Annotated in this window: 19 protein-coding genes; 5 read left to right on the top strand and 14 right to left on the bottom strand. The window is 50.0% G+C overall.

Annotated elements, in window-relative coordinates:
- Positions 1 to 16: 16 nt before the first annotated feature.
- From FIV45_RS17095 to lysA, 9 genes are all read right to left on the bottom strand, one after another.
- Positions 17 to 1,219 (bottom strand): anhydro-N-acetylmuramic acid kinase, encoded by a 1,203-nt coding sequence (locus FIV45_RS17095; RefSeq protein WP_099472897.1) that lies wholly within the window; start codon positions 1,217 to 1,219, stop codon positions 17 to 19.
- A 6-nt stretch (positions 1,220 to 1,225) separates the two neighbouring features.
- Positions 1,226 to 2,107 (bottom strand): glucosamine kinase nucleotide-binding domain-containing protein, encoded by an 882-nt coding sequence (locus tag FIV45_RS17090; protein ID WP_099472895.1) that lies wholly within the window; start codon positions 2,105 to 2,107, stop codon positions 1,226 to 1,228.
- Positions 2,104 to 3,261 (bottom strand): N-acetylglucosamine-6-phosphate deacetylase, encoded by a 1,158-nt coding sequence (gene nagA / locus FIV45_RS17085; RefSeq protein WP_099472893.1) that lies wholly within the window; start codon positions 3,259 to 3,261, stop codon positions 2,104 to 2,106. Before nagA ends, FIV45_RS17090 begins: the two co-directional genes overlap by 4 nt.
- Positions 3,258 to 4,280: an SIS domain-containing protein gene (locus FIV45_RS17080; RefSeq protein WP_099473110.1), complete on the bottom strand. Its 1,023-nt coding sequence runs from the start codon at positions 4,278 to 4,280 to the stop codon at positions 3,258 to 3,260. The genes nagA and FIV45_RS17080 overlap by 4 nt, the downstream gene beginning before the upstream one ends.
- Before the next feature lie 66 nt (positions 4,281 to 4,346).
- Entirely contained in the window at positions 4,347 to 5,738 is a 1,392-nt protein-coding gene (locus tag FIV45_RS17075) for an FAD-binding oxidoreductase (RefSeq protein ID WP_099472891.1), read from the bottom strand.
- A gap of 67 nt (positions 5,739 to 5,805) precedes the next feature.
- Positions 5,806 to 6,549: a GntR family transcriptional regulator gene (locus FIV45_RS17070; protein WP_099472889.1), complete on the bottom strand. Its 744-nt coding sequence runs from the start codon at positions 6,547 to 6,549 to the stop codon at positions 5,806 to 5,808.
- A 2-nt stretch (positions 6,550 to 6,551) separates the two neighbouring features.
- Positions 6,552 to 7,445, bottom strand: coding sequence for an N-acetylmuramic acid 6-phosphate etherase (locus FIV45_RS17065; protein WP_204602205.1), 894 nt, complete (start codon positions 7,443 to 7,445; stop codon positions 6,552 to 6,554).
- A 167-nt stretch (positions 7,446 to 7,612) separates the two neighbouring features.
- Positions 7,613 to 10,360 (bottom strand): TonB-dependent receptor domain-containing protein, encoded by a 2,748-nt coding sequence (locus FIV45_RS17060; protein WP_204602204.1) that lies wholly within the window; start codon positions 10,358 to 10,360, stop codon positions 7,613 to 7,615.
- A 366-nt stretch (positions 10,361 to 10,726) separates the two neighbouring features.
- The gene (lysA, locus tag FIV45_RS17055) at positions 10,727 to 11,989 is read right to left on the bottom strand and encodes a diaminopimelate decarboxylase (protein WP_099472886.1); all 1,263 of its coding nucleotides are present in this window, start codon (positions 11,987 to 11,989) and stop codon (positions 10,727 to 10,729) included.
- Positions 11,990 to 12,260: 271 nt separating this feature from the next.
- On the opposite strand from lysA, the gene FIV45_RS17050 reads away from it, so the two are divergent.
- Positions 12,261 to 13,118, top strand: a complete 858-nt coding sequence (locus FIV45_RS17050; RefSeq protein ID WP_133118577.1) for a MurR/RpiR family transcriptional regulator — start codon at positions 12,261 to 12,263, stop codon at positions 13,116 to 13,118.
- Positions 13,119 to 13,215: 97 nt separating this feature from the next.
- On the top strand, positions 13,216 to 14,844 hold the full coding sequence (locus tag FIV45_RS17045; RefSeq protein ID WP_204602203.1) for a serine hydrolase: 1,629 nt from the start codon (positions 13,216 to 13,218) through the stop codon (positions 14,842 to 14,844).
- 77 nt (positions 14,845 to 14,921) lie between these two features.
- Here the strand turns inward: FIV45_RS17045 and FIV45_RS17040 are convergent, their stop codons facing one another.
- The 3 genes from FIV45_RS17040 to FIV45_RS17030 are packed head-to-tail and all read right to left on the bottom strand — an operon-like array spanning position 14,922 to position 18,653.
- Positions 14,922 to 16,013, bottom strand: a complete 1,092-nt coding sequence (locus tag FIV45_RS17040) for a dipeptide epimerase (RefSeq protein ID WP_099472881.1) — start codon at positions 16,011 to 16,013, stop codon at positions 14,922 to 14,924.
- Positions 16,014 to 16,034: 21 nt separating this feature from the next.
- Complete coding sequence (locus FIV45_RS17035) at positions 16,035 to 17,480, bottom strand: NlpC/P60 family protein (RefSeq protein WP_204602202.1); 1,446 nt, start codon at positions 17,478 to 17,480, stop codon at positions 16,035 to 16,037.
- Positions 17,481 to 17,489: 9 nt separating this feature from the next.
- Entirely contained in the window at positions 17,490 to 18,653 is a 1,164-nt protein-coding gene (locus FIV45_RS17030) for a DUF819 family protein (protein ID WP_099472879.1), read from the bottom strand.
- A gap of 286 nt (positions 18,654 to 18,939) precedes the next feature.
- Here FIV45_RS17030 and FIV45_RS17025 point away from each other — a divergent pair, with 286 nt between their 5' ends.
- The 3 genes from FIV45_RS17025 to FIV45_RS17015 are packed head-to-tail and all read left to right on the top strand — an operon-like array spanning position 18,940 to position 22,883.
- Complete coding sequence (locus tag FIV45_RS17025) at positions 18,940 to 20,196, top strand: NAD(P)/FAD-dependent oxidoreductase (RefSeq protein WP_133118576.1); 1,257 nt, start codon at positions 18,940 to 18,942, stop codon at positions 20,194 to 20,196.
- 58 nt (positions 20,197 to 20,254) lie between these two features.
- Positions 20,255 to 21,631, top strand: a complete 1,377-nt coding sequence (locus tag FIV45_RS17020; RefSeq protein ID WP_099472875.1) for a Na+/H+ antiporter NhaC family protein — start codon at positions 20,255 to 20,257, stop codon at positions 21,629 to 21,631.
- Positions 21,632 to 21,665: 34 nt separating this feature from the next.
- Complete coding sequence (locus FIV45_RS17015) at positions 21,666 to 22,883, top strand: dipeptidase (RefSeq protein ID WP_099472873.1); 1,218 nt, start codon at positions 21,666 to 21,668, stop codon at positions 22,881 to 22,883.
- A 247-nt stretch (positions 22,884 to 23,130) separates the two neighbouring features.
- On the opposite strand, the gene FIV45_RS17010 is transcribed toward FIV45_RS17015, so the two are convergent.
- Positions 23,131 to 23,448 carry a hypothetical protein gene (locus FIV45_RS17010; RefSeq protein WP_099472871.1) on the bottom strand — a complete coding sequence of 106 codons (318 nt, stop codon included), beginning with the start codon at positions 23,446 to 23,448 and terminating at the stop codon, positions 23,131 to 23,133.
- A 503-nt stretch (positions 23,449 to 23,951) separates the two neighbouring features.
- Complete coding sequence (locus tag FIV45_RS17005; protein WP_099472869.1) at positions 23,952 to 25,343, bottom strand: ApeA N-terminal domain 1-containing protein; 1,392 nt, start codon at positions 25,341 to 25,343, stop codon at positions 23,952 to 23,954.
- Positions 25,344 to 25,425 lie beyond the last annotated feature (82 nt).

Below are 25,425 nucleotides of genomic sequence, written 5' to 3'. Positions count from 1 at the left end.
TGGGCGGCGGCCATCTTTAATCGTAGAAACTGATTTTGCCCATTGTGATGGATGGAATACCTTCTTTCATATTGCCAAATCGAGTCTTCCCCCCCGCGACACATTCATTGGCGAGAATGGCGAAAAGTACGGCCTCCTTGGCATCTGGATTAATATTCAAATCTGCGGTGGAGCGGATTTTTTTACCACCGAGCAGACTCCTGATATTTTTCATCAGCAGGGGGTTTTGAACGCCGCCGCCACTTGCATAAAGTTCGTAACTGTCTAGTTTGTCGACACATATATTCAAGGCGTGAACAATCATTTCCGCGGAAAAATAATTTAAGGTGGCCATGATATCTGCGGGCGAAATTTCCCTGACGCCACATCTTGTCCGCGCATCCTGAAGATAAGCGAGATTGAACAGTTCGGGTCCGGTTGTTTTGGGCAGTGGCTGATCAAAAAAAGAATGAAATTTAAGAGCAGTCAACAGGCCGGGGTGGACATTTCCCTGTAAGGCCAGGGCTGAATTCTCATCAAAATACTGACCGGGGCAATGCTGCTGCACAAAGGCGTCCATCATGGTGTTGCCGGGGCCGACATCACTGCTGAAAACATGGGACGCGTCCAGGGATTTGGGTAAATAGGTTAAATTGGCAATGCCACCCAGATTGAGCATCACGCGATTTTCCGCCGCGTTGCTGAACAGCAGATAATCGCCATAAACGGCGAGCGGGGCGCCTTCTCCCCCGGCGGCGATATGCTTTTGCCGGAAATCGCTGCAGGTGATGATTCCGGTTGTGCAGGCTATGTGATCGCCGTCGCCAATCTGCAGGGTGGCGTTTGAATAATCTGCCAGTTGATGCAGAGATTTTGGGCTATGATAAATGGTCTGGCCGTGGCTGGCGATCAAGTCAATAGAGGTCGCGTCAAGGCCCCATTTTTGCAGGCAGGTGAGGATCATTTCACCGTGAAGTTCCCCAATCCAGGGATTCAGCAGGCAGACATTCTGGAGATCCACCTGACGCTTGGAAAAGACGCTTTTGATTTTGTCCTTATAGGTTTTGTCATAGGCAATCGTATCGAAGTGCAGCAGTTCTACGCCGGTTTCCATTCCCTGGCCTGAAATTCGACATAATGCCACATCGAGTCCGTCGAGCGAGGTTCCGCTCATCAGTCCGATAATCAACCGATCTGTCTTGCCTGCTATGTTATGAAGTTTCTGGATATGGGGGTGCATATGGCTTTACCTCTTGATTTTCACGGGATGTGCTTTTGCCAACCCAATGGCCCCTTGGAGAGGGCTTCCCAGAGGCGCAGAAAGCAGTTCCTTAACCTCTGGATCAAGCCAGGACAGGAGTACGGGGCCCAGTCCACCGGTCAGAGATATGCGCGGTACATCCATTCTATGGATTGCCATGATCAGTTCTGTCACATGCCGGGCGGATTTTTGCATGATTTTATTTGCAATATAATCCCCTTTTTGAGCGTGAGAAATGACAATCGGGGTAAATTCCGCGTAATTCGCCGCCGCCATGGTATCCTGAAAGGTGATCGCTTTTCGGGGATTATTATCGAAAATGTCGAATATTTCGACGGTCAGACCGGTCTCGGGGATAAGGCCATCTGCGGCTCTGAGTGTGTCTTTAAGCGCGTTAAGCCCGATGTAGGCGCCGCTGCCCAAATCAGAGATGGGGAAGCCATGTCCGCCCAACGTGGTGAGCTTCTGACCCTGCTTAATAATGCCGATGGCGCCGGTTCCCACACTCACCGTACCACCGTCCCGGCCCCCATGGGCGCCCAGATTGGCGATTTCACCATCGCTCACAAAGGTGACGCTTTTGAGATTTGAAAAGAAAAGCTGCTGCCGTAAGCTGTCAATCATTTCGGTCATGGAAAAGCCGGCGATACCAATGGCTGCGGAAATTTCGGATAAGGAAACATCATTCAGGCCAGCGTCAAAGGCGGCTTTCTGAAAGGCCTCTTCAATGGCGCTGACGGCGGCGGATATGCCTCGTCTGATATTGGCCGGGCCAGCACTTCCGTCTCCTGAGACAGTGCCTTCTGAATTTACCAGTCGGGCGCGACAGTTTGAACCGCCCGCATCAATACCTAAATAAAACATCATCTTCTTGTTTGTCCTTTAAATATTACGCCGTCAATCCATGTTTGTGAAACCATCAGGTTATTATCCAGCAGGGTAAAATTGGCCTTTGTCCCGATCTTGATGTCGCCGACCGCGTGATCAACTTTCATAAAACTGGCCGGAGATTTACTGGCCATGGCGCAGGCGTCTTCGAGCGTATATTTCGTGTTGTTGACGATAAAACGGACAGCCGAGGCCATGTCGAGGTCAGAGCCCGCCAGAACGCCGGAGGCATTTTCGCATTTGCCTCCTGTGGCCGTGATACGTTCTTCGCCTAACCAAAATTCTTTTTGTGCAGATCCGACGGTGGGCATGGCGTCTGTCACGAGAATAGTTTTGGCGACACCTTTGGTCCGGATGGCAAGGGAGAGGCTGGCGGGATGGACGTGAAAGCCATCGGCAATCAGACTCGCGAAAGTATCTGTCGTTGCAAAAGCGCCCCCTACGGCTCCCGGGGCGCGGCTTTGAAAGGGGGACATGGCGTTATAGAGATGTGTGAAGCCGCTCACCCCGGCCTTGACAGCCTCCAGGGTCTGCTCATAGGTGGCATTGGTATGCCCGGCAGCGATGACGACGCCCGTTGCCGCCAGTTTGGCGATAGAGGCGCAATCTGTCATTTCCGGGGCAAGTGTGATCAGGGTGCGGCCTTTTCTTAAGGAGGATAAAAGCCGGATGGCGGCCTCATCCAGACGGCGGAATTTGCGGGCATCGTGGATGCCCTTTTTTTCTGCGTTGAGGAAAGGTCCTTCCAGATGAATGCCAACAACTCCGGGAACGCCCTGATCTATAGCTGCATCAACGGCCGCAATGGCCTGTTCTATCTTCTCAAGATCATCGCTGATCAGGGTGGGCAAAAACATGGTGGTGCCGAATATACGATGGGCGGCGCCGATAGCCTTGATAGCGGCGACACTGGGGTCGTCGTTAAAAAGAACACCTCCGCCACCGTTAACCTGAATATCAAAGAAACCGGGGACAAGCTTCCCGTCATCAAATGAAATTACTGGCACGCCATCAGGACATTGCTCTTTTGGCAGAATATTTATGACCACATCCTTTTCGATCAGGACGATGTGGTCTGTGACAAAACGGCCATCGACTAATATTTCCGGTGCATATATTCCTGTTGCGGTCATACGGTTTCAGTCACTTTGCGGAGAGAGGGGGGAGAATCCGGATTAAGGCCGCGTTCCAGAGACAAGCGATTGACCAGTTTGTAGAAAGTCTGAATCATACAAATGACAGACAGTTCCGGTGCAAGGCCATCTATGGTGGGGAGCACCACGGCGCCGCGATAGGATTTGCCGACGGAGATAACTTTTGCGCCGCGCTGAATAAAATCTTCAGCGATGACGTCAAAGCTTTTGGTGGATGCATCCTGAGGCACGAATAACAGGACAGGCATATTCTTTTCGACCAGAGCCATGGGCCCATGCCGGACTTCCGCAGCGCTATAGGATTCTGCATGTAGCCCGGATGTTTCCTTAAATTTCAGGGCGGCCTCCTGTGCAATTCCCAGCCCCAGGCCCCGACCAACAACAAAGAAATTGCGGGCAGGCGTAAGAATTGGCAGGGCGGCACCCCACTCCAAAGTCCAAGCGTCGGACAATTTTTGGGGAAGTGTTTCAATATCCGCCAATAAATCTTGGTCCCGGGACAGACAGGCGGTCAGGTGGGCAATGGCCACCAGAGACAAAATATATGATTTAGTGGCGGCGACACTGAGCTCGGGTCCGGCGTATAAGGGTATGACATATTCACAGGCTTCCGCCAGAGGAGAGGCCGTTTCATTCACCAACGCTACCGTGAAGGCGCCTTGCTGGCGGGCCAGTTTGGCCGATTCAACCAGATCTGGGCTGCCGCCGGACTGTGAAATGCAGATGAAAAGCGCCCGATCCATTTTCAATGGGCGCTTAAACAGGGATGACATGGAAGGCGCATGGGAGGCGACGGGAAGCCCCAGATGTTTCTCAATCATATATTTGGCATATGTGGCGGCATGGTCCGAACTCCCCCGGGCGCAGGTGATGACCAGAGCAGGGTCGAAGAGATGAATTTTTTCGACCACTCTCTGGAGCGCAGAAGTGGCGCGAGAGAGATAAATTCGAGCCGAAGCAGAGGCTTCTCCGGCTTCTGAAAACATCTTGGTTTGCATTTCACGCTGGGACACGGCGATTTCCTTGATTATGCTATGGCATAATTTAAATTATTCTTTGGTCATTCATTGTTTTTTTGGTTGGTCAATAACAAGATCCGGGTTTAAAATTCCCTTAGGATCCAGGGTGGCCTTCAGCAGGCGCATCAAAGCAATTTCTTCCGCGCTGCGGCTTTGACTGAGCCATTTCTTCTTTTCGAAACCAATGCCATGTTCTGCTGAAACGGCACCTTCATAGGCTTTTAGGGGTTCATAGATTCCCCGATCGGAAAATTCCCGAGCGGCGGGTGTTTCTGAATGGGGCTGCACAAAGAAATGTAAATTTCCGTCCCCCACATGACCGAGCACAAAGACTTTGGATGCGGGCAGGAACAGGGCCAGTTTGTTTTTCACATCCTGAATATAACACGCCATGGACAGAATAGGCAGGCTGACATCATAAAGATAAACCGATTTCGGTTGTAAAATGGCTTCGAAGTCATCCCGAATGCCCCAAAGTGCCTGACGTTCATTTTCTGACTTGGGAATTACGGCATCTTGAATATAGCCCTTTTCAAAGGCGTCTTCGATGACCTCGGAAAATCGCTCATCATCCCGCTGAGGATCGCTGCCGTCGCATTCAAATAATATGTAATAGGGGTAATCCCGCTCCATGGGGGGGCGGTGCCATCCCGGTTCGGTTACGGCGCGGAAATAATCCCCTTCCATCATTTCAAAGGCGGACAGGCTTGCGCCGACCGTATTTTTCATGTGATTGAGTAATATATGTACAGAGTTGAAATCGGGAAGGGCCGCAAGAGCGGTATTTTTGGTTGTTTGTTGAGGCTGAAGTTTCACGACGGCCCGGGTGACGATACCTAAAGTACCTTCTGTGCCGATAAAGAGCTGTTTCAGGTCGAAACCACTGTTGTTTTTCAACATTTTATTCATGGAGCTGAGTATTGTGCCATCAGCCAGAACGGCTTCCAGTCCCAACACCAGAGAACGGGCCATACCATAGCGGATTACATTGATACCGCCCGCATTTGTGGCAATATTGCCCCCAATCGTGCAGGATCCCCGCGCCCCGAGATCAAGGGGCAGATATAACCCCTGTTCGGCAATGGCTTTTTGCGCCTGCTCCAGGACAACGCCGGCTTCCAGAGTGGCCGTGCCGGAGGTGGTGTCTACCTCGACCACTGAATTCATGCGTTCCAGAGAAATAATGACATCATTTTCGCCTGTTTTTGTCCCTTGCACGCAGCTGGTCAGGCCGCCATGGGTGAAAACGCTTTGGTCGTGAGCGTGGCAAATTTTCAGTATTGCTGAAACTTCAGCGGTTGTTTTGGGACGAAGCAGGGCTTTTGCCGTCATGGGACTGCTGTTCCAATAACCGGTGGCGCGTTCTGCGATTTGATGTGCTGTCAGTACAGCCTTTTCTCCGAACCGTTCCTGAAGGGCGTCAATGATGTCGGACATAGTGATTTCCAAGTCTATTCTGGGTGGTTGTCTTCATCCCTTTATCGGATCAGTGAAGACAGCCGTGTTAATCAATACATTCATGCAGGTAGCTGACAAAAACATATTTATCGCCCCTGTAGGCGGATCTTGTATATTCCACGGGCGTCCCGTCTTTCGTAAATGTATGCCGTTCAATTCTAAGAATTTCACTTTCTTCATGAATGGATAAAAGTGCCGCTTCCGTTGGGGTCGCCAGGGAGGCGCGAATTTTTTGCGTGCCTTTTACAGGATAGACGCCGATTTTTTCGAGCGCCTGATAAAGCGAAAGGCCGACATTTTCGTGGCTGGGCAATAAAGCCGCCGGGATGACAGCATGTTCGATGGCCAGCGGTTCGCCATCCGATAAACGAACTCTTCCGAGACGAACGACTGGATCATTAAGGGAGATCTTCAGATGCCGGGCTTCTTCTTCCGTCGGGGAGGCTATGGAGCGCACAAGCCATATAGAGGCCGGTTCTTCCCCGCGGTCCTGGGCGTCATCTGTGAAACTTGTCAATTCTTCGCCCGATTGTTCGATGGCGGGGGCGACAAACGTGCCCGCGCCCTGGCGGCTCAACAGAAGACCTTCTTCGATCAGGCGGCGGATCGCCTTTCTAACGGTGACGCGGGATGCTCCAGTTATTTCGGTCAACATACGCTCCGAAGGGAGAGAATCTCCTGAAGCCATTTTACCTTCAAGGATGATCTGCTTTAAATTATTGGCCAGTTGAATATATAGGGGGGAAGAGTTATCCCATTTTGAAACTATTTTTTTTAATTCGGAATGCATGCCTATTGATTCCCGTCTGATGTTAATAAAGCCAAGGCATCGCGAAGGTTTCCTCTGGATTTTTTCAGAAATGCCTGGCTATTTTCCAGAGTTTCTCCCAGGCTTACCAGGACGGCGACCTTAATATTTTTATTGGCCACCTTCAAAGAGGTTCGGGCGGTTTCCGTTGAACAGCCCGTAATATCCTCGATCATACTGATGGCGCGGGTCTCCAGTTTCTGGTTTGATACAACCATATCAACCATAAACCCCTTATAAATTCTGCCAAGTTTTGACATGATGGCTGTTGACAGAATATTCAGAATCGCCTTTTGCGTGGTGCCGGCTTTCATGCGGGTCGATCCGGCAATCAGCTCACTGCCCGTTTCCGCCAAAATGGCGTATTCGCTTTCCTTCAGAAGAGGAGTGCCCGGGTTGTTGGCAATGCCAATTGTCATGGCGCCGCGTGATCTGGCTTCCTTGATTGCACCAAGAGTGTAGGGGGTCTGGCCACTGGCGGCAATACCAATCACAACGTCATTTTTGTTGACGTCGGCCTCTTGTATTTCCAGAACGCCTTGATCGAAGGCGTCTTCAGCCCCTTCCGCACTTACGATGAGCGCTTTCAGTCCCCCGGCGATGCAAAAGACCATCCGGTCCTGGGGCCAGCCGAATGTGGGGCCCAGTTCCGCGCCATCCTGTACACCAAGGCGTCCAGATGTGCCCGCACCCACATATATAAGCCGGCCCTTTTCTTCAAGTCTGGGTGCCGCGTCTTCTGCAGCGAGAGCAATGGCTTCCAGGGCGCCTTTGATTGTGGCTATGGCCACCAGTTGTCCTTCATACATGGCGTCAACCATGGCTTGTGTAGACCATTGATCAAAGTCCGAGAACCGTTGGCTTACATTTTCTGTCATTATTATCCTAAGTCTTCTTAAATTCAGTATAGAGTGTGAAGTATTATCCTGATGATATAATTAGAATATCATATACCAATTTCTTCTTAAGGGCATCAATTGGTTATATATTCTGAGGCAAAAAAACGCCGTGAGGAGGATGTTGCCTCAGAATATTAAAAGTACACTTAATGGCGAATACGGAAGGTGAGACCAACCGTTGTGCCAATGACATCATAGTCGCTGACGGTGCCGTACAAATTGCTATTTGAAGCTGGAAGTGGTGGCTTTTTATCGAAGATATTTTCAATACCCGCGGTCAACTGATAACTTTCTGTGATGTTCCAGACGGCTGCAATATCGACATAATTCTGAGCGTCAATCACGTCTGTCTCGTCCAGAACGTTTTTGACACTGCCAATCCGACGCCATCCAAGCTGGACATTAACATTTTCGCTGCTCCAGTCAAGGGTGACACGGTGTTTGTAGCCGGCCTGCAATACACTGGCGAAGTCACCGGTACAGGAGGTGCCAAATGTGGCTTTACAGTCGATAGGTTCGACGGTCGCATTGTTCTGACGTGATTGGGACAATACGATATTGCCTTGATAGCCAAATTGCATGCTTTCGCCAAACCCTTCAGGGGCATTGAAACGATATTGGAAACCCACATCCAAACCGGCTTGTTTCAGGCTGGCCAGGTTAAAGTCATTGACAATCGCCTTGCTGATCAATCCGGTAGAAGAATCGCGGAGAACTGCGCCACAAAGGGGGTTGTCTGGGGTCGGGTTATCAATATAACAGTTTGTCAGGGCAGAAATGGGCTGAATTTGGCTAACCGCATCGGTGATCTTGATATTATAATAGTCAACTGTCAGGCTCATGCCGTCGAGGTAATTCGGTGTATAGACAAAACCGAGGGTATAAGTGACCGCTTCTTCAGGCTTGATGTCTGGATTCCCACCAAAGGTATAGATGGCTTTGGAGGTGTCAAAAGCCGTTCCCGGCGCGGCGGCACCGAACAAGGCGCATTGTGTGGCATCCCCTCTGCCATCTAGACAGGGGTCACCGTCAAAACGGCCGCCTAGGCGGGGGATGAAGCTGGGGCTTTCGGGATCAAAAAGAGCCAATGAAAGCGCTGTTTCCGGACTGGCGAATTCACCGAGATTTGGCGAGCGGATTGCGGTTTGACGTGTGCCACGGAACCTCAGGTCATCATTGACAGCCCAGCTCAAACCTAATTTGTAGGTATCTGCTTTACCGGTATTGGAATAATCGGATGTGCGATAGGCGCCTTCCGCGTTCAATTCCTGAATAAAGGGTAGATCATTTAACAGGGGCACAAGGAGCTCGCCATAAATCTCATTGGTATCAAAGCTGTCTTTGAACTGGCCGATGCCGCCAAGACCGTAAGCCGTACCTGTGCTGAGAGCGGAACCAGGTGTTTGAGCGCCTTCTTCTTTACGGTATTCATAGCCGACAGCAAAGCCGATGGGGCCGGCAGGTAACTCGAAGATATCCGCAGATGTGCCGGTCAGGTTACCCGAAATTACGGACTGGGTTCTTTCCCGGTCGGAATGGATGATCGGGCTGCTTAAGGAACTCAGGTCAGTGCCCGGGCCGAAAATATCAACCGTATTGGCAATGGCCCCAAAGCGACTGTTGCCGTTTTTATCAGTACGTATGCCGTTATTATAAACTGTTGCGGTGCCGTCGGTGCGGCCATATTGACCGGAAATATCCCAACGGACATTGTCGGCCAGGTCTCCGCGCACCCCAACAAGAACCTGGAATGTATTACGAACCAGTTTGGTTTCTTGCAGACCAAGACCAAGATTTCTCTCAACATTCACCAGAGCTTCCCCGTCGCCGTTAAAGGTCAGCAACGCTGCAGCTTCCGCGGACAGGAATGGGTTGTCGTTGGTAATAGTAACGACTTCATTAACGGAAACAGGTGTTTGACCTGTAGAGCCGGCGCCGGTTACCTTGACTTGAGAGAACATGGCTCGGCCATATACTTCGGCAACATCTTCGACGACGTCATAATTAAAGAAAACACCGGCATTCATGCGTTTCAGGGGCTGAATCAGGTAACGTTGTGCCGTGACATCCGTCGTTTGACGGGTAGTGGTCATATTACCACTGCCGTCGTAGGCGAAAAAGTTACCGCTGGCAACATCGGTGAAGTTCCCGCCTTCCCCCGGGATCAGGGTTTTGACACTACTGGTGAAGTCTCGCTCTCCCGCCAAGAGTTTAGAGCGCTCTGAGTAGCCGATATAACCGCTGATATGACCGCGACCGTCTTGAATTTCGCTGCCCATGGTGACTTCCGCATTAAAAAGTGCGGCTCCGCCTGCGGCGTATTTATAGCCTGCGGAAAGCTCAATACCGTCATATTTGTCATCAAGGATAAAATTGACCACTCCGGCGACGGCGTCAGCGCCGTAAACAGCCGCGGCGCCGCCTGTCAGGACTTCAACTTTTTTTAACATGCCTGCGGGAATTGAGTTTACGTCTACGGAATTTCGGAAGCTGAAGGGTACAGCTCTGGTGCCATTAATAAGAACCAATGTTCTGTTTTGCCCCAGACCTCTTAAATCAATGGTTGAGGAGCCGAGGGAATCGCCAACTGTCGCGCCTGTGGAATTGGCCCCACCAGCGGCTTGTGGCATTTTCCGTGTGATATCTTCAATGTTAACAGACTGATCCATATGCATCTGTTCTTCATTAATTTCCATCACAGGGCTGGTGGCTGTAATATCGGTGCGTACAATGCGTGAACCGGTGATCAGAATTTCTTCCATTTCAGCGGGGCCATTCTGCTTATTCTGCTGTTTTGCCTCTTGGGCGAAAACAGGATTTCCTACAAAAGCGACGCCGGCAAGAAGCGCAATTTTCCCTGTCGTTGATAAAAATTTGGCGGTTTTATATTTCATAATTTGTCCCTTTTAAAGTCTCGCATTGTGGCAAAAAGCAATGTAAAAAATCAAATACTACATACGAAAAATGCAATATTGGTATTGTTTGTTGTACTCCATAATAATACCTTATCTACTATTATAGATACCATTTTGCAAATTATTTCTGAAAACAATTCCAGAGGTAAGGTTTTTGTCTTACTTGTTTTGATCAGTGGTAAGGGGCTATGTTATACGTATGGCAAGACGGTGTGAGGAAGGGGGAGGCCTTTGGTTGACTTGGGATACGATCAAAAAGGCTGAGCCAAAATGGTTCAGATTTTGTTTTGAAGAAACAGTCCTAAAACATGTATTGCATGTTATTGGAGGGGCGACTGCGCTGTGTTAGTCAAGCCAGTCTGGCAGGACATCCAGACCAATGATGTCTTCATAGTCCGGTCGAGGGCGAATAACGGCATATGAGTCACCCTTTACCAATACTTCCGGGATAAGCCGTCTTGTATTATAGGTCGAAGCCATTACGGCTCCGTAAGCCCCTGCGGAACGGATGGCCACAAGGTCACCAGTTGCAAGTTCGGGCAAGGTCCGGCCTTGGGCAAAGGTATCACCCGTTTCGCAGACGGGGCCGACGATGTCGTATGTTACCGGGTTAGCGCCGGTTTCCTCCAGGGCGACGATCTCGTGATAAGCTTCATACAGGCTGGGCCTGATCAGGTCATTCATGGCCGCATCAATGATAAGAAAATTACGATCCTCGCCTTTTTTGACATAAATAACCTCGGACACCAAGATGCCGGCATTCCCCACCAGAAGTCGCCCGGGTTCACAAATAATCTTGCAACCCAGATGTCCAACGATCCGTTGTGCCATCTGGCCATAAAGGTGGGGCAAGGGAGGAGCTGTTTCTGTCTGGTCATACGGAATCCCCAAACCGCCGCCCAGATCAAGAACGGTGATGTCATGACCGTCTCGTCGTAAATCCTCCACCAATTTTCCGGCGATATGGAAGGCCTGCTCAAAAGGCGCCAAGTCTGTCAATTGGGATCCGATATGAAGATCAACCCCCTGTACCCTGATGCCGGGTAGTTTTGCGGCGTCGGCATAAATGGCCCGGGCCCTTTTCAGAGGTACGCCAAATTTATTTTCCGCCCTTCCCGTGGCAATCTTGGCATGGGTTTTTGCATCCACATCAGGATTTATGCGGAAGGCAATGGCGGCGACCTTGCCCAACCGGCTGGCTACGTCGTTTAACTGATAAAGTTCCGGCTCGGATTCCACGTTAAATTGAAAAATACCTTTTTCCAGGGCGTAAGCCATCTCTCTCTTGGTTTTGGCAACCCCGGAATAAACGATCTTGTCCGCCGGGATGCCGGCTTTTAAGGCCCGGCGTAATTCGCCTTCCGACACCACATCGGCCCCGGCTCCTTGATCAGCGAGAGTTTTAATCACCGCCTGATTGGTATTCGCCTTAACGGCGTAACACAACAGGAAATCGCGGTCCGTAAAAGCTTCGCAAAATACAGAATGATGACGGATGAGCGTTTCTGTCGAATAACAATAGAAGGGCGTCCCGATTTCCTGGGCCATCCGCTCAAGGGGGAAATCTTCCGCATGCAGTTTATGATGCCGATATGCAAAAGAATCCATTTATAGTAGCCTTTTTGCTTGTACGCAGGAGTGAAACTGTTCACATCACAAAGCGCGAAAAGGCAAAATTGGAATATATTATTCCTATTGTCAAGTTCTTGCTGCTTGCACGGAATAATATATTTTATTATGATGGTCGAAACTGCATAATACCAGAAAGGCGAGGCAAAAATGTCGCGCCGGAGGTGTGTGTTGAAAGAGACATCAGTCCAAAGGCTGTAGCCGCTTCTTAAAACCACTATGATATATGCAGATTCTGTGGGTGAAATTGATGAAAGACTGTTTGGGAGAAATGCAGCGTTCGGTCCGGGAAATGTCTGGTAACGGACGAAAACTGGCTGACTTTATTCTTAATAATGCGTCTTTGCTGCGGGATTATTCGTCACAACAATTGGCGGAGGCTGTGGGAGTCAGTCAATCCAGTGTGGTGAAGTTCAGCCAGAAACTGGGGTATCGGGGCTATCCTGACCTGAAATTGGCCGTGAGCGAGGATTTGGGACGAGGCGGAACGACACAGTCGGATCTTGTTCAAGCCGGTGCCCGGACGACGCCGGCCATGGGCGGTGTTTTTGAGGATATAGCCCGAATGAAACGGGATATTCTAAACACCATTGCCGAGCTGAATCAGGAAGAGGTTTTGCTTGATGTTGTTCGGGTACTTGAGGAGGCACATCGTATACAATTTGTTGCTGCCGGGGGGTACTCGCTCCTTTTAAAGGATTTTTCCCTCAAACTGATGATCATGGGCAAGTCGGTTATTGCGGAAAGCGATCTGTTTTTACAAAAGGCTAACCTGGCCTCTATGAAGCGGGGCGATGTTCTGCTTGCGGTGTCTGTTTCCGGACAAAATAGCCAAATTGTTGATCTGGCGGAAACGGCTAAGGAGGCTGGCGTCACAGTAATCAGCGTAACGGAATATGATGTAAACCCTCTCAGTCTTTGTGCCGACCTTAGCCTGTTTCTCTGTTCGGAAGAGGCGGTGGCTAGTCAAATCGAACATGTTCCGCATATTGCCGGGCGTGTCGCCCTGCAACATATCATCGATGCCTTGTTTTTACTGTTATCGAACCGTAATGCGCATATGCGTGAATTGCTTATCGATAGTCGACGCGCCTCGGGTCACAGTTAAGCTGAGGCCAGATTTTTTGCTATCAAAAAACCTATTGAATAAGTTATTCCAGTTTGGCGCACTTCACTCACTGGAACCAGAGTTAGGGAGAAAATTAGTGTTTGTGTCACCAGTCAGAAATCATCCTAAGAATAGTCTAAAGCTTGGCAAGGTGATGCACCTTTGTCTGGGTTTCTGCTTGAGCCTGTGTCTGGGCCTGGGCCTGGGCCTCTCCCCCGATCTCCAGGCTAAACCGTCAAAAGGCCCTAGTCAGTGGCAGATCAAAAAGGTGGTCCGGCAGGCGCTGGATCGCTTTAACACCCCGGGCATGGCCGTCAGCATTGTCCATAAGGGCAAGATTGTGCATTTGGCGGGATATGGCAAACGGGATTACGCGGCCTCTGACAAGGTGGACGCCGATACGTTGTTTAGCATCGCATCCACCACCAAAGCCTTTACAACAGCGGCGCTCGCCATTTTGGTGGATGAAGGAAAACTCGGGTGGGATGATCTGGTCACCAGCCATTTGCCAGATTTCAAAATGGCTGACCCTTGGGTGACCGGGGAATTTACCATCCGCGACCTGCTGACGCATCGTAGTGGGCTGGGGCCCGGCGCCGGAGATTTGATGTTATGGCCGGAACCTTCCGGATTCTCCCGCACGGAAATTATTCACAACCTCCGTCATCTGGATCCGGTGACCAGTTTCCGCAGCGAATATGCTTATGATAACCTTCTTTATATAGTCGCCGGGGAGGTAGTGGCTGTGGCCAGCGGCACTTCCTGGGAAGAGTTTGTGCAGACGCGTATCCTGGACCCCTTGAATATGGCCTGTTATTCGGGGAGAATACCGGAGGAAAGCCTCCATAATGTGGCCACCCCTCATGGGGTTGTGGAAGGTAAAATTGTCCCCATTCCACGCAATGCCATTAACGGCGCGGTGAAAGCCTCGGCGGCGGCAGGGGGAATGGTCTGTAATGTGCGGGGTATGGCGCGCTGGATGATGACCCAGTTACAAGGCGGCGTTGGCCCCGAAGGAAACCGTCTTTTCAGTGAAGAGCAACGGGACGAAATGTGGCGGTCCCACACTATCTTACCTTTGTCGGATAAAGAAAGAGCGTGGGATAACACGCATTTCAAAACTTACGGCCTCGGCTGGCGCAAAGCGGATGTGCGGGGATATGAAGTGGTGTCCCATACAGGTACCTTGTCCGGCATGCAGGCCTACCTGACATTGGTGCCTGAATTAGAAGTCGGGATTATGATCCTGAGTAACGGGTCCAATTCTGCGGCCCGGTCTTCGGTCATGCAAACAATTGTCAAATCCTATATGGGCGCTCCTAAAAAGAACTGGATCAAAGAGTATACTCAGGCGCAGCAAGAGGCCAGGGCTGAAACAAAAGCGAAGACCGCCCCGCTAGTGAGCAGCGGCAGTATGGCGCTGCCCGCCCATCGTTATGTGGGCTTGTATCGGGATCGGTGGTTCGGCCAGGTGGAAGTGCGGGAAACCAAAAGGGGGTTGCGGTTCCGCTCGATAAAGTCAATCCAGCTTCAAGGGAATCTCGAACCCTTTGAAGGGAATACTTTTATTGTAAGGTGGGATAACCGTAATATGGGGGCCGACGCTTATGTCTCTTTTACGCCGGATGAGGCGGGCAAAATCGTCACGGTGAAAATGATCCCCGTTTCAGAAGATACCGATTTCAGTTTTGATTTCCAGGACCTACTGTTTCATAGAGAGAAATAAAACCGGAGCAAAAAAGAAGGGGCGCTTGAACATGCCCTTCCGATAATTCTGATAAAGGATTAAATGATCCCCTGAATTTATAACATCGTAAGATTATTAACCGACTTAATGCCCAACCCCGGCTCATCGCTGAGGGTGATTTCCGGTCCATTGAAACAGGTTTTGCTCTCAACGGGATTGATCTTGCAGAGCGACGGCCCATCCAGGTCGATCTTCGTGATCACGTGGGATTTAGCCACGGCAAGATGGGCGGCGGCCACCACGCTGATGCTGGATTCCAGCATGCAGCCGATCATGCATTCCACATCATAAATGGCCGCAATATCGGCAATCTTGATGGCGTTTGAAAGGCCGCCGGTTTTCATCAACTTGATGTTGATGATATCAGCCGCCTGCATCTGGATAAGCTGGATCACTTCGCGCGGGCCAAAGGTGCTTTCGTCGGACATTACCGGCGTCCGGACCCGTTTAGTGACATATTGCATGCCCTGCAGGTCTTTGCCTTTCACGGGTTGCTCAATGAGGTCGAGCTTGACGCCAGCCTGTTCCAGAATATCCAGAGCATCCACGGCCTGACGGGCGGTCCAGCCCTGATTGGCATCAAGGCGCAGCAATGCGCGGTCTTTTACCGCCGCATAAATGGCCTTGATGCGTTTGATATCAAGACCGATATCCTTGCCTACTTTGATTTTAAGGATTTCATACCCGGCTTCGACCGCCTGGACGGAATCGGCGACCATTTTGTCAATATAATCAATGCTGATGGTAATATCCGTGGACAACTGGGGTTGTCCGCCGCCGAGAATTTTATAAAGAGGGGTATTGAAATACTGGGCGAAAAGGTCATAAATAGCAATTTCCACTGCCGCCTTGGCGCTTAGGTTATTCACCAACGCCCCCTGGATGATTTGGGTGATTTCATTGAGATCGGTGACCGGGCGACCGATCAGGCGCGGCATGATATAATCCTTGATGGCGCAGATGATGGATCCGTGGGTGTCGCCGGTGATCACAGCCGTTGCCGGGGCCTCGCCATGCCCCTTGTGGCCGGTGTCTGTTTCAATGATAAGGACGATATTTTCGATACGCTCTACGGTACGTAGCGCGGTCTTGAATGGGGTTACCAGGGGGACATTCAGCATAGCGAGCTTGAAATCAGTAATTTTCATAATAGGGTCCTGGATAAAAGATCATCGAATAGACTTGATGTTGGATACTGTATCCACATAAGTTCGTTTCGGGTTGCTTTGCAAGGGAATAATCGGGGTGATGGAGACGCCGTTCAGGGTGCCTTTATATATACTCCCATCCTGCTGCATATAACCAAGCCCCGTAACGTCATGGATCACAAAAGGTTGTCCGTCTGACTGACCAAGGATCATCATGACATGCCCAGGCATATAGACCATATCCCCCACGCGGGATTGATGCAAGACAGTATGCTTGACGTCCCGGGGGGTGTCTTTATCAAAGCGTGTATTTTGTCCGATGGGGCTTCTGGCTTGATCACCGGAATTGCGCGGCAACAGGATACCAAAGCTTTTGTAGACTTCGGAAACAAAGCCTGTGCAGTCCCGGCCATTGTAGCGGTGCCCCCAACCATAGCGCTCGCCAAGAAATTTAAACGCCTGCCGGATAATATTTTCTTCCGTAAAGGGTAAATAGCCTACGTGAACATCCTTGGCGCGGGAAATCAGCGCATGACGAAAAGCGAGGCTGCCGTCTGGTTGACGTATGGGGAGTTTCACCATATGGCTGAGATAAGGATTTTGGCCATAGAGGTTATGTTGAAATTCTTCTGGACGGTCGAGGGGAAGGCGAACCCCCATGTCCAGCTGCAATTCGGAGACTTCCGGCACCTCGGGGTTATAGGTGGTGTGGATTTTATCGCCCGTCACCAGCAGAAAATCTTTTGCCGCCTTGTAGGCGAGAATATCAGCGCGAGCGCCTACGGCGATATCCTTGTTTTGAACCCAGGCAATGTAAGTATTGCTCTGGATCAAGGACCAGTTGCCATCGACGCTTTCATGAAGGATCACAGCAATATCGGCAGGAAACAGAGTGGATTCCTGAAACCGTTCAATGTCTCTATTATCCGCATCGCTACTGAACAGAAGGTCAAGGGTGGGGTAGGTGCGTAAGGGTGTACGACGCACCGCCATGGCGAACCGCAGCATATTATTTTCTTTGATCGCCTCCAGGTTGAGGCTTGCTTCGTACCGGGAAAAATCTTTTTGGGTGACAGGGGTGCCATCGCTATAAATTCGGGGGTATTTAGGGACGTTGCTGATGGAACGAATGCGGGCCAAAAGATCGTCTCTGGACAAGTTTTGCGGCAGGGAAGCGAGGTTATAAAGGGTTTTTTCTGCGGCTATATTACGGGCATTGAAGTCGTGGATCTCTGCCGCTGTCATCAAAATTTTCGAACGGGATGACGAGGCAACCCAATGGTCCGGAGAAAGGTGTTTTTCCGTAATTCCCATGACATCAGATACAAAAGGATCCGTCAGGGGAGGTAAGCTCTGTTGAAGCGGGCTGTCTTGCGGCCCGCAGGCGGTGAGCAGCAGGGCGAAGGTTGCTGTCATAAGCGTTGAGGCCATTATTTTTTTTGCGGGAGCAATGTTACGGTATGTCATGAATTTTCTCTAAGTTAGAAGAGCCAGTATTTTCCCGACCAAAAGGCCGCCGCCCGTGCCAATGATATACCCCAGCATCGCCATAAGTACGCCGACCGGGATCAGGGCTTGAGAATAGGCGGCGGCAAGGATCGGGGCCGAGGCCACACCGCCAATATTGGCCAGCGATGCGACGCCGCAGGAAAAAAGATCCAGCTTGAATAATTTGGCCGCCACCATCATGCAGGCCCCGTGGATCAGTAAAATCATCAGACCGGCAAAGACAAAAAGCGGTGCTTGGGTCAATTCGGAAAAATCGGCTTTGGAGGCAATCAGGCCGATGATCGCATAGAGCATGACGTTGGCGATTTCATTCGATCCCGGCAGGCGGCCCAGGGGGCTCATGGCGGCCAGAACACCAAAAACGGTGACAATCAGTACGGCCCAGGTCGTCTGGGAGAAGAAGCTGCTGACAGGCATCAGTCCGGCCAGGGATTGGGCCACAGCCGAGGCCATCAAACCGGCCCCGATCAGAAAAATCAGTGAGGTAAAGTTCAACGGGCGCGGGGTCTTGTTTTCTTCCGCCTCGATCTTGCGGCCGATCTCATCCAGCAGACGAGAATTGCTTTTTGTCCAGCGATTGAAGATCGGGGCGTGGGGCACCAGAGCAAGCAGAAGAATCACCCATATGGCATAGTCTATGGAATCCATCAGCAGGGTATAACCCATGCTCGAATCCGGTACATTCAAGGCTCCCTGTATGGCGGCCATATTGCCGGTCCCGCCCATCCAGCTTCCGCTGAGCGCGGCAAAGGCCTTCCAGGAACCGTCCGGCAGCCAATGCATCAGCAGGCTGTAGGTGATAATAAAACCAATGCCGATGCTGACTGACGCGGCGGCAAAGGCCGTTAGCATGCGGGGGCCGAGGGCCGCAATCTGTCGCAGGTCGCCTTTGAGTAACATCAGGAAAATCATGGCCGGCAGTAGATTACCTTTGACGCCGCTATAGGTGGTGGAAACACTATCAGTTTCGGACCAGAGCCCCAGAGAGGCGAGGACCATAACGATAAAATACAGGGCAACCACACCGGGCACATAGTCAAATATTCTGAACCGTTTTGTATCTTCCAGCAGCTTAATGGCGCCGCCAATAAATATTAAAACAGCCAGATAGGTAAAACCGTTTGTGATCACTTTAGTCTGTTCCCTGTTTTTATAGGTATTTGAGTCTAAAATTTGTCTGCGTTTGATAGGTGATAGAATAAATTATTCAAACTATAACAGGCCCGTAAATAATGGGAAGGGAAAATTATCAAAACAAGACGTTTTCATTCAATATTGCGGAATTTATGGTGTTATTTCACGGGGGTTTGCAAAGAGTCTTTACATTCAGAATAATAGTTGGCATAAATTATTCCAAACTGAGGAACCCCAAGAGTAAAGCCAAACAAGAGTAGAGCCCAAATTGAGAGTCAAGCCCGTGCACCCTGCATCCCCCACAGAAGTTACTATTCTCGGCGTCGGAATTATCGGCATTATGTCAGGGCTGCAGCTTTTGGAGAGAGGCGTAGCGGTGACGTTCATTGACCGTCACGAGCCCGGTGATAGAGAGCAGACGTCCTACGGCAATGCGGGGTCTATATCCATCGGTAACATGATGCCCATGGGAAAACCGGGATTTATCAAGGAAGGGGCGGGGATGTTGATTGACCCGTTGGCGCCGCTGATGTTGCCAATTCAATATTGGCATCGTTCCGTCCCCTGGGTGGCAAAAGTCTGCGCCACGAGTTCAGAACGAAACGCGCTGGCGACAGCCCATGCGATCGGCGATCTCAATCTTGTGTCCGCTGCGGCCTGGCGAAAAACTGTGGCAGATCTGAAGTTGGGTGATTTGGTTCAGGCCACGGGATGGCTCAAACTGTATGAAAGCGAGGCCAGTTTTGCCAAAACCCGGCTGGAGCAACAGCTGATGACCGAACTGGGCATCGCCTATGAGGTTCTGGACCGAGAGCAGATTTGTGACCGGGAGCCGGATATTGCGCCTGTTTTTTACGGGGGGCTTTGCCAGACGGAATCTCTGGCTATCACCAACCCCGGAAAACTTATGAAGCGCCTATGCGCCGCAGCATTGTCGCGGGGGGCTATTTTCAAAAAAGCGGATGTATTGGCGATTGAACGGCAGGCAGACGGATATCGACTGGAATTGACCGGAGGCCCCCATGAATGCGCCACAGTTTTGTTGTCGGCGGGAGCCTGGTCACAACGTTTATTAGAGCCCCTGGGTTATCATATTCCGCTGGAAACAGAGCGTGGATACCATCTGATGTTTGACAGTGCGGCGTCCCTGAGTGGACCGGTGATCAACATGGATCGCTATATTGCCCTGTGTCCCATGGGGCCGAACATTCGGATGACCAGTTGTGTTGAATTGGCCGGTCTGGATCAGCCCGCTGACTATAATCGCATTACAAAACTGGCGGGAGTGGCTCAGAATTTTCTACCAAAACTGGGGAATGATGTGACAGACCGCTGGATGGGGTATCGACCTTCTCTGCCGGACAGCCGTCCGGTGATAGGCAAAGCTAGTAGAGATCCGGGCTTGTTTCTCGCCTTTGGGAATGGTCATCTAGGCATGACCCAGGGAGCGGGAACAGGGCAGCTTATTGCGGAACTGATTTGTACGGGAAAGACGTCACTGGATCTTCAGGCCTATTCACCGGTCCGGTTCAATGCATAGTTCAGACGTGACGTATTGATAAACAGACGACACGGCGAAAAAGGGAGAACCGGGTGATATGGAAGCGTTGAGTGTATTACCGCCACTTGTGGCCATTTTTATTGTGGTATGGCGCAAGGAAGTCATTCTGGCTTTGTTTTTGGCCATTCTAACATCGGAACTTCTTCTGGTAGCCAGTCCTGGAGTGTCGCTGCCCCTAATGGGCCTCCTGAACAGTCTGGAACGGGTCACGACGGTCTTTACCGACGCGGGTAACAGCCGCATATTGATATTCAGCCTGATGATCGGTGCGCTTCTGGCCTTTATCCGGGTGTCCGGGGGCATGACGGCCATGGTGGGCCTCCTGATCAACAGTGGTCTGGCGCGCGGTCAGCGCTCGGTCAGTGCGCTAACCAGCCTGACGGGGATGGTTGTTTTTATCGAATCCAATTTAAGCGTTCTGACGGCCGGTATATTATCGCGTGGTCTGTTTGATAAATATGGCATGAGCCGGGCGCGCCTCGCCTATATCATCGATAGCACCAGCGCCCCGGTGTGTATTTTGATCCTGCTGAATGGGTGGGGGGCTTATATTTTGGCCCTGTTAGCCGGATATGACCTGAAATTAAGCCCTGCGGAAATATTATGGGGAACGGTCCCTCTTAATTTTTATGCATTGGTGACTTTGGCGATCGTTTTTTACACGGCTTATACCGGCCGGGTTCATGGACCCCTGAAGGCGGCCGAGGCCCGAATGGATACAGGAGACAGTAGCCCTATACCGGAACACGCCCCAACCAAGGCGCGTTTTATGGTGGTTCCTCTGCTGGTTATGGTCCTGGGCATGGTTAGTTTTATGTATTGGACGGGGGACGGGGATCTGTCTAAAGGCAGCGGATCAAAATCAGTATTATATGCGACGGCGCTCGCCTGTCTGACCGGATATATCATGATGCTGATGTCCGGGAAATTCGGTCATTCTCAATTGGTTAAAATTTCTTTTGACGGTATGGGGGAACTTTTACCCCTGGTGACGATTGTTTTGTTTTCTTTGGCCTTGGGAGCCAGTTTGAAGCAACTGGGGACAGGAATCTTTATTGCCGGACTGGTGGGGGATTTTTTACCCCTGTATCTGGTCGTGCCGATGCTGTTTATTGCGGGAGGATTGATGTCCTTCACCACGGGAACGTCTTGGGGAACTTTCGCCATTCTTATTCCGCTTGGGGTGCCGCTGATTAATGAATTGGGCCTGCCGCCGTCTCTGGTATTGTCGGCCATTATGGGGGGCGGCGTGTTCGGGGATCATTGTTCCCCCATATCGGATACGACAGCAGTATCAGCTATTGCCAGTGGCTGTGACCTTTTGGAACATGTACGCACTCAGTTGCCCTATGCCTTGACCGCAGGGGGGATCAGTCTGATCCTCTATATTATCGCCAGTTTGGTTTTGCTCTAGACGAGACTTAAACATTTAAAACGGAGAAAACAGGATGAAGAATTATACACGCGCCTTGTGCAGCCTATTGATGATAGGGACATCTGTTGCGGCTTATGCCAAGACGACGGATCAATTAAGCATACCTGAGGTTCTGACGATGGATACTCATGTTGATATTCCTTATAATTTTGCCACGCCGATGGTCGATGCAGCCCGGGACCTTCATCAACAGGTCAGTTTGGATAAAATGGAGGCCGGCGGTCTCAATGCGGCTTTCTTTATTGTTTATGTGGATCAGGAGTATCGCAATGACTGGGAATATGAGGCGGTAAAAAAAGCATCATTCATGAAGTTCGAAGCCATTCACCGCATGGTGCGGACCTATCCTGAACGTGTGGGACTGGCTCTGACCGCAGATGATGTGAGCAAGATTGCTGAAACCGGCAAACGAGTGGCCTTGATCGGTATAGAAAACGGCTTTGCCATCGGCAAGGATATCAATTTGCTCCAACGGTATTATGATCTGGGGGCGCGTTATATTACGCTTATTCATAATGGTCATAATGACATTGGCGACAGCGCCCAGCCTTTAGACCATTTTGGGGATGCGCCCGAGGAACATGGTGGGTTAAGCGCTTACGGGCGGGAAGTGATCGCCAAAATGAATGAGTTGGGCATCATGGTGGATGTCTCTCATGCGGCGAAGACAACCATGATGCAGGCGGCAAAAATTTCAAAGACCCCCGTCATAGCCTCCCATTCCGGGGTGCGGGCTCTTGTGGATCATCCCCGAAATATGGATGACGAGCAACTTTTGGCCATGAAAAAAGCAGGCGGTGTGGTGCAAATTACGGCAGTGGATTTGTTTCTGCAGCAGCGCTCGGCTGAATATAATGCGGCGGTGGAAAATATTCGTCAGGACTTGGGGCTGATCGATTTTCATATGGAGCGCACTGCCTCACCCGAGCTTTTGGCACTCTATCATTTGCGCCTGAAGAAGGAGGTTGATGCGAAATGGCGGAGGGCGTCCGTCAAAGATTTGGTAGATCAGATTGATTATGTGGTTAAGCTGATTGGCATTGACTATGTCGGCATTGCCTCTGATTTTGATGGCGGCGGCGGCATTGAAGGGTGGGATGACGCTTCTGAGACCTCCAATGTGACTCGGGAACTGGTGGCGCGCGGGTATAACGAGCAAGATATCGCGAAAATATGGGGGGGCAATCTGTTGCGGGTGATGAGAAGAGTTGAACAAAGGGACGGGAGGTAAGCAGCCACTGGCTTTGGTATGTTAACTATTCCGAGGCGAAGCGGTTTCACTTGAGGACTGGATGAGATGCCCTAGTTTGTTAGACACTTTTCACGTTACATTTGATCCGTTGTGTCAACTTCCGTTTAGTTCGAGCTCCCGCAACCAAATCACAAGCCAGTAAGTCACATAACTTGCTGGTTTTTTTGATTCAAACTTCCGTGATTTGATGACCAAAAAAACCTCTTAACGGATCACTTCGGCGGGGTCAGGACACATCCCAGCTATAATGACGGGCGGCCTTGAGATAGGCCGCGACCTCGCCCCAGAACCGCAGGTTTTCCTCCGGGTTGTCGCGTTTGCGGGCATAACGCACCCGCCGCCGCAGCTCCTGCATCGGATCGGGGTGGTGGAGCAGAATGCTGTGCGCCACCTCCAGCGGGTGGGCGATGTCCCACAGGCTGCGGGATGTCGGCGGAGGCGTCAGAGATTCTGAAGGCGCGGGGTCTGAAGGAATGGTTTCCGAAAGGGCGTCATCCCGGTGGGGCGGCGGCGAGGTGTGGGCGTGTGAAGGTCTGTCGGTCATCTGGGGCCTCTGTGTTCTGATGCGACCAGGGCCTGATGATCATGCCCTGGACTGGGACCGGGCTTTCTTTGTCATAAAAAAAAGCCCGGCTCGGGGCTCGAAGAGACGCGACTAGACGCCTGCTGCAAGTTGTTTTGCAGCGCTCCCGACAAAAAAACTCAAAAAGAATCTTTCCGCCCGGCCACATTGGCTCACTCGCGTAAGCCAACGAATTCACAGGATAGGGATAACCCTTTATTCTGTAAACCACAAATCTCGTTTGCGCTGCTCCGTACATGAAAGACACTCGGGAGACAAAGGCGCTCTTCTAGTCGTCGTGCTCTTCGAAGCACACGCCATCAAAGATGACGATTTCCCACGGAAAAAAACATACCGGGAGCAAGATCATTATACGGGAATAAGTTTTTGGGCGCAATTATAAAGTGCGACGATACGGATGAAACTTAATTAGATAAGAACGTTCTATCGAATAGTATCCAACACAGCATTGGAGCACCCTTGTTCTATGATTTATTAAACTTCTCTAGCTTTCTTTGTAATGGATAGCAATTTTCTACCACACTATTGATCTCCTCATCTGTAAAACCAATAACCTTCAAAAAATGGAATTGAAAAATAACATCCATTTTCTCACATAATTCCCAGAGTTCTATACCTTCAACGGCTTGGTCTTTCAAAGACTTGCTGTAATGAGTCAGATAATTTCTTGTTGAAACTATATCCCAGATGAAGCTCTCCCTTTCTTTATTAATTCCTAGGAATTTTTTAAAAGGCTCTATAATCCTTTTAAGTCGCTTTCCAAAATTGATTTCGTTTCCATGCATTAACCGACCTTCTAGCCACTTCATTTGGTCTCGGGGACATCCGTCAAGAATCTTTTTTCTCAAAGAATTATATTCCTCTGAATCCATTAGCGTTTCATCGTTCGTTCTTCTGTGATAATTTTCAAGTCCTTGAGCAAGGGCTAAAAATCTTCCTTCAAGAAACTTTTGACCGCCATTTTGTGTCGAGAAGTATAAGTTTAAAGCTGGGGATAAATCTTTATACGCATTTATCCATTTATTAAATATAAGTTGTGCGTTGTCCTTGATGGAATCAAAATTAAACAGCATTTTATGTTGTGCCTGGCTGGGCACTTTTTCAGAGTAGGGTTTGCTTTCATAGTAAATAGAAATTGGTGTGGGGTATTTTTTGTTCCCTCCCCAATCGCTTAATTTTTCTAACGTTGTTGCTGAAATATTTTTCATTGTCACGGTTTCATCCATTACAAAGCACATTAAATTTGTAAGCTTGAAAGCAACATCTGTGAATTCTGATAGGCCCCGTAATTCTTTAGATTTTAACTTAAAATAAGTCAGTTGAGTAATTTTTGCTTCTGGCGGGTTTGAAGTTTCTAACAACACTCGGCGGAAAAAAATATCAAGTTCCATGCCATTATCTAATGTAAAGCCAATGTTCTCTGGTAGCTTGCAGCTAATTGTTGTTGTCCTTCTATTCTGATCCGTATCGGTACTTAAACTGCGAATTCCAACCCATTCATCCAGACAATCAACAGAAAATGATAGAGTGTTAAAGGTAACTTTTTCATCTTTCTCCCAAGCGGCCCCAACTAAAGCGCCATTAACGATAATCCTTGATATACATCCTGTTCCGTATGACTTGTTGGCGAAAAAACAATCATTAAGGGTAACTAGCCCGCCTTGTTCAATATCACCTATTATTCTTGTAATTTCGTAATCGTCATTAAAAGATTTGGCACTTTCGTCCCAAAGGCCAATAACTTCTAATTCTATTTTTCCACCGTCGCTGATGATTAATGTACCAGGAATCTTTTTATTCTCATTTTCGGGCAACCAAAAAAGACCGCTTTTTTTGTATTCTGTTTCTACTCTCATTAAAATCCCTTTTGAAAACAAATGATCTTATAATGACTGCATCTTCTAATATGGCTTTCAAGCTCAAACTACTCCTCATCGT

The sequence above is a fragment of the Paremcibacter congregatus genome (assembly GCF_006385135.1).
Classification (GTDB): Bacteria; Pseudomonadota; Alphaproteobacteria; order Sphingomonadales; family Emcibacteraceae; genus Paremcibacter; species Paremcibacter congregatus.
The sequence above is the reverse complement of the archived record's forward strand: the minus strand, read 5'-3'. Positions and strand labels throughout refer to the sequence as shown.